General features: G+C 61.6%; 9 protein-coding genes. 2 read left to right on the top strand and 7 right to left on the bottom strand.

The annotated features are described in order from the left end of the window. Window positions 1-149: 149 nt before the first annotated feature. The 4 genes from ISP20_RS02260 to ISP20_RS02245 all read right to left on the bottom strand — a co-directional run bounded on the left by ISP20_RS02260 (window position 150) and on the right by ISP20_RS02245 (window position 2,413). Window positions 150-629: a hypothetical protein gene (locus ISP20_RS02260; protein ID WP_204634432.1), complete on the bottom strand. Its 480-nt coding sequence runs from the start codon at window positions 627-629 to the stop codon at window positions 150-152. Between the two features lie 183 nt (window positions 630-812). Beyond that, the gene (locus ISP20_RS02255; RefSeq protein ID WP_204634431.1) at window positions 813-1,343 is read right to left on the bottom strand and encodes an energy transducer TonB family protein; all 531 of its coding nucleotides are present in this window, start codon (window positions 1,341-1,343) and stop codon (window positions 813-815) included. 262 nt (window positions 1,344-1,605) lie between these two features. Then, window positions 1,606-1,920 (bottom strand): HigA family addiction module antitoxin, encoded by a 315-nt coding sequence (locus tag ISP20_RS02250; protein WP_204634430.1) that lies wholly within the window; start codon window positions 1,918-1,920, stop codon window positions 1,606-1,608. 139 nt (window positions 1,921-2,059) lie between these two features. Beyond that, window positions 2,060-2,413 (bottom strand): hypothetical protein, encoded by a 354-nt coding sequence (locus tag ISP20_RS02245; RefSeq protein ID WP_204634429.1) that lies wholly within the window; start codon window positions 2,411-2,413, stop codon window positions 2,060-2,062. 503 nt (window positions 2,414-2,916) lie between these two features. Here ISP20_RS02245 and ISP20_RS02240 point away from each other — a divergent pair. Both ISP20_RS02240 and ISP20_RS02235 read left to right on the top strand, forming a co-directional pair. After that, window positions 2,917-5,127: a TonB-dependent receptor gene (locus tag ISP20_RS02240; protein ID WP_204634428.1), complete on the top strand. Its 2,211-nt coding sequence runs from the start codon at window positions 2,917-2,919 to the stop codon at window positions 5,125-5,127. After that, entirely contained in the window at window positions 5,127-5,834 is a 708-nt protein-coding gene (locus tag ISP20_RS02235) for a phosphatase PAP2 family protein (protein WP_204634427.1), read from the top strand. Before ISP20_RS02240 ends, ISP20_RS02235 begins: the two co-directional genes overlap by 1 nt. Before the next feature lie 93 nt (window positions 5,835-5,927). Here ISP20_RS02235 and ISP20_RS02230 read toward each other — a convergent pair whose 3' ends face one another. From ISP20_RS02230 to ISP20_RS02220, 3 genes are read right to left on the bottom strand one after another with little or no spacing between them, the layout of a single operon-like run. Further along, window positions 5,928-7,466 (bottom strand): efflux transporter outer membrane subunit, encoded by a 1,539-nt coding sequence (locus tag ISP20_RS02230; protein WP_204634426.1) that lies wholly within the window; start codon window positions 7,464-7,466, stop codon window positions 5,928-5,930. Between the two features lie 17 nt (window positions 7,467-7,483). Further along, window positions 7,484-8,647, bottom strand: coding sequence for an efflux RND transporter periplasmic adaptor subunit (locus ISP20_RS02225; protein ID WP_204634425.1), 1,164 nt, complete (start codon window positions 8,645-8,647; stop codon window positions 7,484-7,486). Between the two features lie 13 nt (window positions 8,648-8,660). Then, window positions 8,661-11,852: an efflux RND transporter permease subunit gene (locus tag ISP20_RS02220; RefSeq protein WP_204634424.1), complete on the bottom strand. Its 3,192-nt coding sequence runs from the start codon at window positions 11,850-11,852 to the stop codon at window positions 8,661-8,663. Between the last annotated feature and the right edge of the window lie 68 nt (window positions 11,853-11,920).

Raw genomic sequence — 11,920 nt, 5'->3', positions numbered from 1 at the left:
ATGTAAATGGACCGATCAAAACTGGGGTCAGAGTAGACTTTCCATGCAAGCAGACGGAAAAGTCCACTCTGACCCCAGTTTTGGACGCACATAAGCCCCCGTAATTTACGCCTGCTTTGGGTCGAAAGCTGACGCTTCTTCTTTGCAGCCTAGTATGTGATATCGCACTTCACAGCGCTTACTTCCGCAATGTCAGGCTGCGACTGTCCAAATCGCGCGATGGTTGTCGTTAGCAGGCCTGCTCTGCCAGAAATATCTAAACGATAGACGGATATCGATGGGTGAGGTCCTGGCCTCTCTACCGAGATAGCTAGCTGCTTAGTGTCATCCCATAGTGTGACCTGCTTCCAGCCATCGCCACCAAGCGTCGTCTCAAAATCAGCGCCCGCCAAAGTAATCGAAATTTTCCCTGCCCTCTTTGAAATCGTAGCCCGGTACGCCTTGATGTTCTCAACGCTAAGAAACGTACGTGCATCCTTCATTGCGGGATAGATGCTGCGAGTGGCACTGATACCGTCCGAGCAGTCTGCACTGAAATCTCCCTCCTCAGCAGTTGCGGCTTCACTGATCAGCATCAGTGCAACGACAGCAAACAGCCACCTTATGGGCAACCGGAGATTTGAGGGCATTGCATACTCCTTCGTACTCGTCAAAAAGACGTTCGTTCGGTGTTCTGTGAAGTTCGCTTCGGGTCGAAAGCGCACATTATGCCCCTCAGAAACCGTTGTCCGGTTTCCAAGCGGAAACGGGGCCAGGTTCACTTCTCGAGCCCAAAGCCAAGGCGTAAATGAACCTGACCCCGCTTTTGCGGATCACCCACCATGTCCATGCTCAAAGTCAAAACTTCTTGTGATGTAGAGCTCGTCGATGTCCTGAACTTGCGATGGAAAAGGATCAAATGGCGAAGCCTCATACACAGCTTTTAAAGCTTCATCATCTAGCGTCTGAAATCCGGAAGATCGCACAACGCTGGCGGATGACAACGTTCCGTCTCGCTTGACCACAGCCGTAATCAACACACTTCCATATTGCCTATCGCCTGCTGCCATGGCGAGGAATTTGCGATTGCCCACGGCCTGCACCCGACCGATCCAAGCTTTCGCATAGGCCCCCATTGCCTTTGACTGCCCAGGGTCACCTCGACGGGGGTGGAAGTTGGCCATTCGGCTCTTAACCTCCTGACGGAGCTGCTCGAGCTCTTTGGCTTTGTCAGCTTTCGACGCTTGCTCTGGAGTGCTCGCGATCTGGCCGGACTGGACTTGCGCATAAGTAACCTGCGCAGAAAGCAGCCACAGAGCGCAGCTAAAAACCAAGCAGCTCTTGATCTCCTTGATCAGTTTCATGTTCTCTCCTCACGACGCTGCCATCCCAATGGAACCCAGCGCCTGCTACGGGTCGGAAGCAGACATTGGCAATCAGATGCCTTCCCCTGCAAAGCAGGCTAGCAGAACCATCAGCGAGCCTTTCCATCCGGAATTCTCTGGAGCCGCCTCAACATTTTCTCGACAGAAACGTATGAGACAGAGCAAACGGGACGGAGGTAGTTAATTCGAGCAATGGCGGTAGGACTTAACCATCTCCGTTCCGTTTGTCGTGCGATCGTCTTTAATCAACGAGGGGACGGTAAGCGCGGACCACCGGCTTCGCTCTTTCCAGATCGTACCGCGCCTGCAGTGCCAGCCAGTAGAAGGCGGTCGTGTCGAAGGCCAGAGATAGCCGAATGGCGATCTGGGGGGTGATGGGGTGGGTGTCGGCGATGAAGGCTTTGATGTGGTGGGCGGGTATGCCGGTGCGGCGGGCGAGTTGCGCGGGGTTGAGTGCGCTTGGGATTAGGTAGGCGTGCAGCAGGATGTCGCCGGGGGCTCGCAGGGGTTGCGAGGGGTCTACTTCCGAGTGCGGGGTGAGTTGGATCAGTTCCATGGTGGTTCCTCCCTGTCGGACACGGCCGGGCAGCGGATAGGCGCTTACAGCGCTCCGTGTCAGTGAATGCTTGGCAGCTTCGTCGGTGATCGTCCGAATGCGGCGCATCGCCATGCTGGCCGATGCGCCGTAACGGCGATCATCGGAGGCGTGTGGTGGTCACTCGAGGCTCGTCGCCGAGCAGGCGGGCGTACTGCTGGAGGCAGTGGATGGCCGTGCCCAGGCTGGCCGTTACGGCCGCGGGAAGCGGCCATGGCAGCGGTCTGCCGGGGAATCCACGCGCCTGCGCAACGCGGCACTGCCCGCTGTCGATACGCAAGCGCGTGAGGGCGAGCACCGCCAGGGCGATGTCACCGCGAGCACTGCGAGTGCCATGACGCAGGGTTTCGGGCCATGCCGCAGCCGTGGATGACGGGCCGCCAAGCGGAGGAGTGAGGGTGTCGTCAGGGGGAACGGACGAGCGAATGCGTACCGTATGATCGCGGGTAGCCATGATCAACTTCCGTATGAGTTGGTGATGGTTAGCGGGTCGTGGGTGTTTGCCCACTCACGGCCCGCGCCTCATGACTTGGTAGTCATGGTCATTCGCGAGACCGTGCAATACGACAGCGCGAGTGACTGGCTGACCGTAGCAAGCCGGGTTGTCATCGTCTGTCAGGGTTGAGCGAGATGGACGTCCGCGTGGCCGCAGGCGAACGTGAGGCTCAGGGCTGTCGGTGTTATGCCCACAACCCGTAGGACATCACCACAAAGTGCCGCGCCCGAGGCGCCCCCCCCCTTTGCACGCCATCCCTTATAACGAGCTTATAAAAGAAAATTAATAATCCTTAGATTTACCTTATAAAATCAATTTCACAAATCTTACGATTATCTTAGCGAAATAAAATACGATTATTTTCTAATTATCGAATAATCATTTTGTTGCCATATTGTCATTTACCGTGACTACGGTGTCGCTCCACGTCGCCTCTCCCCAAAATCGACAACGGGCACACCATGACACGGCATATTTCGGCGCTATTCGGGCGCTCCCGCACTACGCTTGCTCTTTGCCTGGCCGCCGCCATCGCTTCCCCTGCATGGGCTGGCGACAACGCCACCGCCGACACGAGTGCCACGCCCCAACAGGCCAAGAGTCTGGATGCCGTACAGGTGACCGGCACCGACACGGTGACCACGATCGCCCCATCGCAAGCCTCCATGGTGTCCACCGAGCCGCAATCGACCATCGGCCGCGTCTACATCCAGGAGAACGTTCCGCCGACCGGCGACTACACCGACATCGCGCAGATCTCGCCGAGCGTGTACACCGTGACGCCGAACGGTTCGGGCCTGATGGAAGCGCCGGTCGTCTCCATCCGCGGCTTCCAGGACGGCCAGTACAACGTGACGTTCGACGGCATTCCGTGGATGGATTCCAACGACTTCACGCACCACTCCACCTCGTACTTCACCAACCAGCAGACCAACTCGGTGACGGTGGATCGCGGTCCGGGCACCGCCGGCACGCTCGGCAACGCCACCTTCGGCGGCACCATTTCGGTGGATTCGCTCAATCCGCAGAAGCAGTTCGGCATCAACCCGTACATCAGCCTGGGCAGCTGGGAAACGGCGATCGAAGGCGCAACGATCAATACGGGTGCATTCACCAGCAGCGGCACCAGCGCGGTGATCAACCTGCAGAACAGCTCGTCGGACGGCTACCTCACCTATGCCGGCCAGCGTCGCCAGACCGTGTTCGCCAAGCTGGTGCAGCCCCTGGGCGAGAACACCACGCTGACCTTCGTGGCCATGGACAACGAGCTGAACCAGTATGTGCCGTTCGGCGCCACCAAGGCGCAGATTGCACAGCACGGCGTCAACTATGGTCTGAACGACGATCCGGCCAGCCAGGCCTACTACCGCTACAACAAGGACGAGATCAACACCAATTTCGGTTACATCGGCCTGCATTCGGCGTTCGACGGCTGGACCATCGACAACAAGGTCTACACGTACGGCTACAACCATTTCGGCTTCAACGGCCTGGATCCGAATGGCGAAACGCCGAACGGTACGTTCTATAGCGCCACCGACGTTCCCGGCCAGCACATGCGCAACACGAACCGCTCGTGGGGCGACATCTTCCGCGTGGGCAAGGAACTGGGCCCGGGCGAATTGCGCGCCGGCGTGTGGTACGACCACCAGGACGACATCCGCTGGCTGTATGAGTTCGACGATACGATCAACCAGCTCAATCCGGTGATCGCGCCCGGCGCGTCCTCGCTGGCGCTTGCTTCAGCGGATCGGCGCATGACCGACACGCTGGTGACGATCCAGCCGTTCGTCGAGTACCAGTGGAACATCACCGACAATGCGTATGTCATCGGCGGCGTGAAGTACAACAACTTCGAGCGCGATCTGAACGCAACGGTCAACCAGAAGACCGAAACGCCGCTGGACTATTCCAAGAAGTGGAATGCCACCCTGCCTTCGGCCTCTTTCCACTACAACTTCAGCTCGAACTGGACGGCTTATGCGCAGTGGGCCAAGGGTTACCTGGCGCCCAACCTCAACCTGCTGTACGTGCCCAATCCGGCGGTTTCCGATAGCGCCGTGGCGCCGGAGAAGACCACCAATATCCAGCTCGGCACGACCTGGACCGACGATCGCCTGACGGTGTCGGGTGATGTGTACAAGATCGACTTCAACAACTTCGTCCAGAGCCAGAAGGTCGGCGGCGTCACCGAGTTCTACAACGGTGGCGGCGTGCACTACAAAGGCCTCGAGCTGGAGGGCACCTATCTGTTGGGCGCCGGCTTCAGCGTCTACGCCAACGGCTCGCTCAATCGTGCGATCCAGACCACCGACAACCAGTGGAATGCGAACACGCCGCACAAGACCGCCGCACTGGGCTTCATCTACAGCGACGGTCCCTTCTACGCCTCGCTGTTCGACAAGTTCGTCGGCAAGACCTACTACACGGCCAACGCGGAAGATGACACGCCGATCGGCGGCTATGCGATCACCAACTTTGCCGCCAGCTACAAGTTCGATCCCCACATCAGCGATGTGAAGGACATCAAGATCGGCGTGCAGCTCAACAATCTGTTCAACAACACCCACATCAACGCCCTGGCCGGCGTCACGGCGGCGGATAGTACGCCGCTGTACTGGACCATTCCGGCGCGCAACTTCAACTTCACCATTTCGGCTGATCTGTTCTGATGAAACGTATTGCGCTGTTGTCGTTGATGTTGCTGATCGGCCAGCCCGCGCTGGCCGACGGCACCGTTCCGGATCGTACGTCTATCGCGCTATCGACCCTGCTGCCGCCTCCCCCGGCAGCAGGGACGGCGGCGGCCACGCAGGATCTGCAGGCCGTGCTCGCCGCACAGCGATCGCGAACGTCCGCCGAACAGTCGGCGGCCAAAGCGGATATGGAACGTTCCGTGTTCCGCTTTGCGGATGCGCTCGGTCTATCCATGCAAGCGGCGACCTTGCCTAAGACGGCCCTATTCTTTGGACGCGTCGCTGACTTCGACAAGGCCGAGGTGAAGGACGCCAAGCTTTATTGGCGACGCGCCCGTCCTCCGGTGACGTCCGATCAGGTGCATCCGTTGTCCCAGGAAAAGCCGGACGACTGGAGCTATCCGAGCGGACACGCCACCTTCGGCTATACCGCGGCCGTCTTGCTGGCCAACATGGTGCCGGAAAAGCGCGCGGCGATTTTTGCCCGCGCCGACTTGTACGCGCAGCATCGCGTGGTGATGGGCGTGCATTTTCCGAGCGACGTGGAGGCCGGCCGTCTTGCCGGCACCGTGATCGGTGCGCAGTTGCTGCAGCAGGCCGACTGGCAGGCGGACTACCAGGCGGCGCGCGCCGAACTTCGGGCGGCACTGCAGTTGCCTGTTTCGCCCGCCCAAACACCTTGACGCCCACCCGAAGTGCGGGGCGTTACCAGCGCTCCGCACCTCGGGTCATCTGGATACCCGCGATAGCGCATCCCCATCGCGCGACCGCCAGATCTAAGGAGCGACTCTTTTTTGCTCACGGCGATCTACGGAGGAGCTTGTAGGCGGCGCGTCATTCGTGGAGACATTCGAGAGTGTATCGGCGCTCCAATTGCCTCCAACGGCCTTGATCAGGCGGATGTCCGACTCCAGTTCGCGCCGCGACAGCTCGACGTAGACGCGTCGCTGATCGAGGCTCACGCTTTGCGTGGTCACCACTTCAAGGTAGTCGGTGGCTCCCGCCTTGTAGCGTGCAAGTGCCAGCTTCTCGGCGAGACCTGAGGCAGCTACAGCGCGTTGCTGTGTGCCGGCTTCGTCGCTCAGTACCCGCACCGAAGACAAGTTGTCCTCGACATCCTGGAAAGCCGAGAGCACCGTCTGCCGATAATCCGCGGCGGCGCCCTCTTCACGGGCTTCGGCCTGGTGCAACTCCTGCTTGCGGCGGCCACCGTCGAACAGCGTGCTCACGAGTGCCGGTCCAATCGCCCAGAACCGGCTGGGCAAGGTTGCCAATTGGGTGAACCGCGACGCCTCCACGCCGCCCGATGCAGACAGCAACAAGTCGGGAAAGAACGCGGATGTGGCTTCACCGACATCGGCATTGGCGGCGGCTACCCGTCGCTCGGCAGCGGCGATGTCGGGGCGCCGCTGCAGCAGGGTCGAAGGCAGGCCCGCAGGAACCGCCGGCATGGCGATGGCGGCCGTAGATACGGGAATCGACAGCTCGGCCGGCGCCACGCCCATCAGCATGGCGATGGCATGTTCGTACCGTGCGCGGCTCTCACCGAGATCCACCAGCTGTGCGCTGGCTACCTGCAGCTGCGTTTCCGCCTCGGCCAGATCCGATTCCGATGCAATACCGCCGTTGAAGCGCACCTGCACGAGATCGTGTGCCTTCGTGTAGTCGGCCACGGTTTGTTGAAGCAATGCCGTCTCCGCGTCGACGCCACGGAGGTCCACATAATCGATGGCCAGTTCCGCATGCATCGCCAGCCGAATCGACGCAAGATCGGCTTGATCGGCCTGGTAGCGGGCCGTGGCGGCATCGACCTGATGACCGATGCGATCGAACAGATCGGGCTCCCACGACACATCCAGTCCAGCGGCATAGTCGGAGACGGTTTTCCCTGCCAATGAACGTCCCACGACATTTTGCGAGGTACGGTTGCGATTGGCGTCGACACCCGCCGTGATAGTCGGGTAATACGCGGCGCGCGCCTCCTTTGCCGCGGCCTTCGCGGCCTGCAGGTTGGCCAGGCCCTTGGCAATGGACTGATTGCCCCCATCGACACGCCCCTCCAGTGCGTTGAGCGTGTCGTCGCCGAACAGCGTCCACCAGTCACCGCGCATCGCCGTATCGCCCGGGTCGGCCGGAACCCAGCCCGGCGCTGCGCGCTGCGTTTCAGTCGCTGCCGTGGCCTTTTCCTTGAATTGATCGGGCACCTGGATGGACGGACGCACATAGGCCGGTCCCGGCGTGCAACCCACCATCAGTGTGGTTCCGACGGCGATGGCGAGCGCGCAAGTGGTGCGAGGAAGAAATGAGTTACGCATGGCTGTGTCCTCTTCGCTCAGGTTGCATCGGCAGGGTGTGCGTTGATGCGCACCGACTGTCCGTCGCTGACTGCGTCGCCCGGATTGACGATCACACGTTCATTGCCGTTCAAGCCCGCGCGAATTTCCACACGCGTTCCGAAGTCCCGGCCCAGCGTCACGGTCACCAATCGCACCAGACCCTTGGCATCGACCGTGGCTACCTGCACGCCCGCCGGTCGAAACAACAGCGTATTCGCCGGCAGCGACTGCATGGCCTTGGCGGACGTAAGCACGAGCGTGACCTGCGCATAGGCGCCCGGCGGCACGGCACCATCGGTGTTGTCCATGTCCACTTCCACGCGCAGCGTTCGGCTGACCGGATCGATCGCGCCGGCGGTTCGCGCCACGCTTCCCACGAATGACCTTCCCGGATACTGCGGCAAGGTCAGCGTTGCGCGGGCACCGATCGCCACATCGGCAGCATTGTCCTGCGGCACGTTGACGAAGACGCGCAGCTTGTCCGTTTCAGCCAGTTTGAAGAGCGCCGCAGGCGTGCCGCCGTTGCCGGCGTCGATAAGCGCACCCACATCGACATTGCGCATGGTGATGACGCCATCGAAGGGCGCATAAACCTTCTCGAACGACTGCAGCTGCTGCAACCGGTCCACGTTCGCCTGTGCGGCGGCGAGCATGGCCTGCTTGGCCCTCATGGTGCTCACGTTTTCCTGGCTCGATTGCTGGGATACGGCATTGCTCTTGAGCATTTCCTCCCAGCGAGACGCGGTGACCCGGGCGATCTGGTAGTTGGCCGACGCGGTCGCCGCATCGGCGCGGGCCTGTGCAAGCTGCGCATCGACTTCCGGCGATTCGATCTGGGCCAGCAACTGACCGGTGTGGACATGCGTGCCGATGTCGGTCAGCCAGTGACCGAGATAGCCACTGGTGCGTGCGTAGATGCTGGCCTCCTGTAATGCCTCCACGTCACCCGGCAGCACGAGTGACTGCTGCAGCGGCTCGTGGCCGGGGGCGACGACAGCCACGGTAGGCGTGCTGAGCGTGGCTGTCTGGCGCACCACGGCGGCGTGCGCGGATAGTCGCGGCAGTCCGCCGACAGCGAGCGCGAGACATACCGCGGCCACCGGCAGCACGACCAGGAGACGCGACCGCGAAGAGGGTTGAAATGGGGTGAGCGCGTTCATGGTGACTCTCCCGTCAGGGCATCGGATTAGGGGAAGGAAGGACTGGCAAGCTGTTCTGGCGACGGCCAAGCCATGCGTGCACGGCGGCGAACACCACCGGCACGAACACCAGCGTAGCCACGGTGCCGAACATCAGGCCGCCGATGACCGCACGCCCCAGCGGCGCGTTCTGCTCACCGCCGTCACCGAGGCCAAGCGCCATCGGGAGCATGCCAATGAGCATCGCCAGCGCCGTCATGAGAACCGGCCGGAAGCGCGTGCTGCCTGCATCGAAAGCGGCCTGGAGCGGCGTGGCACCATCGCGGATGCGATCACGCGCAAAGCTGATCACCAGGATGCTGTTGGCCGTCGCGATGCCGATGCACATGATCGCGCCGGTGAGCGCCGGCACGCTGATGGTGGTACGCGTCACGAACAGCATCCAGGCCATGCCGGCCAGTGCACCCGGAAGGCCGCTGATGATGATCAGGGGATCGGTCCACGACTGGAAGTTCACCACCATCAACGCGTACACCAGCAGCACCGCGAACGCGAGCCCAAGCAGCAGCCCCTTGAATGACGATTGCATGGTCTGCACTTCGCCGCGCACGGCGATACTGGAGCCGGCGGGAAGATGTCCCTTCACGCCGGCCACGAGACGATCAATGTCGCCCGCCACGGAACCCAGGTCGCGCCCCTGCACGCCCGCAAAAATGTCGATGACGGGTTGCACGTTGTAGTGCGACACAACAGCGTCCTGCGCGGTGCGGCTAAGCGTACTCAAGGACGCGAGAATGGGCGGCGCCGTTTGCGTGTTGGCGTTGCCGGCCGTCAGCGGAATATTGCCCAGGGCCTGCAGCGAATCGATGGTGTACTGCGGCGCTTCCGTCATCAACGGATAACTCACGCCATTCTTCGGATTCAACCAGAAGTTGGGCGACGTCTGCGAGCTTCCGGAAAGGGCGATGAGCAGGTTTTGCGCAATCGTGCGTTGCTGGAAGCCTGCTTCAATCGCCTTGACACGGTCCACATCCACGTTGATCGACGGCGCGTCGTTCGGCTGCTGGATACGCGGGTCCACCAGGCCGTCAACGTGGCGCAACTGGGCCAGCAATTCCTCGGCGACCTTGCGGTTGCCGGCCTTGTCGTTGCCGACCACTTGCACATCGATGGGCGAAGGCAGGCCAAAATCCAGCGTCTGGCTGATGATGTCCGCCGGAAGGAAGGAGAACGTCACCCCGGGGAACTCGCTGTTGAGATGATCGCGCAACGCGCTGACGTATTCCTCGGTGGGACGGTGACCGGCCTTGAGGGAAATCAGGATGTCCGCATCCGCCGAGCCCACGGGCAGCGACGAATCGTAGGTCATGTTGATGCCGCTCACCGGCAAACCGATGTTGTCCAGCACGCTGCCAAGCTCGCGCTGGGGGATGACTACGCGAATGCGTTGCTCCACCAGATCGACCAGGCGAGCGGTCTGTTCGATGCGCGTACCCGTGTGGGCCCGCATGTGCAACCGGATCTCACCGGTATCGGATGTCGGGAAGAAATCGCGCCCAAGGAACGGAATCAGCAACAACGATCCACCGCACACGATGGCGAACGTCACGGCCAGGCGGCCAGGATGGGCAAGCACCGTCCGCAACGCGCCTTCATAACGGGCGTGGAAGCTCTCGAAGCGGCGCTCGAAGCGTTGCTGGAACCTCCCGAGTGCACCCGGCTCCTTCTTTGCGCCCTGGGCAGCACGCTCGTTGCGGAGCATGTACATGGCCAGGGTGGGGATGAGGGCGCGCGAGAAGAAGTACGACGCCAGCATCGCGAACACCACCGCTTCGGCCAGCGGCACGAACAGATAGCGCGCCACACCGGAGAGCAGGAACATGGGCAGGAACACGATGCAGATGGAAAGCGTCGAGACCAGGGTGGGCAAGGCGATCTGCGCCGAGGCGTCGATGATCGCGTCGTGCAGCGACTTGCCCATGTCGCGATGGTGACTGATCGCCTCGATGGCCACGGTGGCATCGTCCACCAGGATGCCCACGGCCAGTGCCAGGCCACCCAGCGTCATGATGTTGATGGTCTGACCGAGCACGGAGAGCGCAATGAGCGACGTCAGCACGGACAAGGGAATGGTGATCGCAATGATCAGCGTCGAACGCCAGCTGCCAAGGAACAGCAGGATCATGATGGCCGTGAGCCCCGCGGCCACCACGCCCTCGCGAACGACGCCCGCCACGGCCGAGCTGACGAAGACCGACTGATCCGACACCGGCTTGATGTCGAGCGCTTTCGGAAGGCCCGCGGCAATCTTCGGCAGCAGACCCTTGACGGCAGCGATGATGTCGAGCGTCGACGCATCGCCCGACTTCTCCACCTGCAGCAAGGCGGACCGGGTGCCGTCCACACGCACGATATTCGTTTGCGGCGCGAAGCCATCGCGGACCGTCGCCACGTCGCGCAGATAGGTGACACCGCCGTTCGTCGCCTTGACCGGCATGAGGTTCAGTGCGTCGACCGAGGTCGGGCTGCCGTTGAGGTTCACGTTGTACTCGAGCGCGCCGATCTTGGCGGTGCCGCCTGGAAGGATCAGGTTCTGCGCATTCACCGCGTTGACCACATCCAGCGGCGAAAGGCCATGTGCCTGCAAGGCTTTCGGATCGATGTCCACCATGATCTGGCGCACCTTGCCGCCGAACGGCAACGGGATGGCGGCGCCTTGTACGGTGGCCAGCTGGGTGCGGATGAAGTTGTTGCCAAGGTCATACAGCTGCTGTTCCGGCAGCGAATGACTGGACAGCGCCAGCTGCAGGATCGGCACGGTGGACGCGTTGTACGAGATCACCAGCGGCGGCAGCGTGCCCGACGGAAGTACCCGGAGAATCGACTGCGCATTGGCCGAGGCTTCCGCAATGGCGCGATTGATGTCCGCGCCTTCGTGGAAATACACCTTGATCACGGCCACGCCGTTGACCGTCTGCGACTCCACGTGCTCGATATTGTCCACGTCGGAGGTCAACGCGCGCTCGTAGGGCGTGGTGATGCGGTTGGCCATGTCGTCCGCGGAGAATCCGTTGAACGACCACACGATGCTCAACACGGGGATATTGATGTTGGGAAAGATGTCGGTCGGCGTGCGCAGCACCATGAGCGGACCGATGATGGCCAGCAGCAAGGCCAGCACAATGAAGGTGTATGGCCGCCGTAGCGCCAGTTGGACGATCCACATAACGGGCTCCGCCTTGGACAGATCAGGTCATGCCAAGGCTAGATTTCCGGTGCTTGCCCACCCCTGAC

Source organism: Dyella kyungheensis (assembly GCF_016905005.1).
Taxonomy (GTDB): domain Bacteria; phylum Pseudomonadota; class Gammaproteobacteria; order Xanthomonadales; family Rhodanobacteraceae; genus Dyella; species Dyella kyungheensis.
This window is presented reverse-complemented; position numbering and strand designations above follow the sequence as displayed.

What these genes read in the sequence shown, in the direction of transcription:
- ISP20_RS02235 (WP_204634427.1), top strand. Translation starts at nt 5,127, where the DNA reads ATGAAACGTATTGCGCTGTTGTCGTTGATGTTGCTGATCGGCCAGCCC.
- ISP20_RS02250 (WP_204634430.1), bottom strand. Translation starts at nt 1,920, where the DNA reads ATGGAACTGATCCAACTCACCCCGCACTCGGAAGTAGACCCCTCGCAA.
- ISP20_RS02260 (WP_204634432.1), bottom strand. Translation starts at nt 629, where the DNA reads ATGCCCTCAAATCTCCGGTTGCCCATAAGGTGGCTGTTTGCTGTCGTT.
- ISP20_RS02230 (WP_204634426.1), bottom strand. Translation starts at nt 7,466, where the DNA reads ATGCGTAACTCATTTCTTCCTCGCACCACTTGCGCGCTCGCCATCGCC.
- ISP20_RS02220 (WP_204634424.1), bottom strand. Translation starts at nt 11,852, where the DNA reads ATGTGGATCGTCCAACTGGCGCTACGGCGGCCATACACCTTCATTGTG.
- ISP20_RS02255 (WP_204634431.1), bottom strand. Translation starts at nt 1,343, where the DNA reads ATGAAACTGATCAAGGAGATCAAGAGCTGCTTGGTTTTTAGCTGCGCT.
- ISP20_RS02225 (WP_204634425.1), bottom strand. Translation starts at nt 8,647, where the DNA reads ATGAACGCGCTCACCCCATTTCAACCCTCTTCGCGGTCGCGTCTCCTG.
- ISP20_RS02240 (WP_204634428.1), top strand. Translation starts at nt 2,917, where the DNA reads ATGACACGGCATATTTCGGCGCTATTCGGGCGCTCCCGCACTACGCTT.
- ISP20_RS02245 (WP_204634429.1), bottom strand. Translation starts at nt 2,413, where the DNA reads ATGGCTACCCGCGATCATACGGTACGCATTCGCTCGTCCGTTCCCCCT.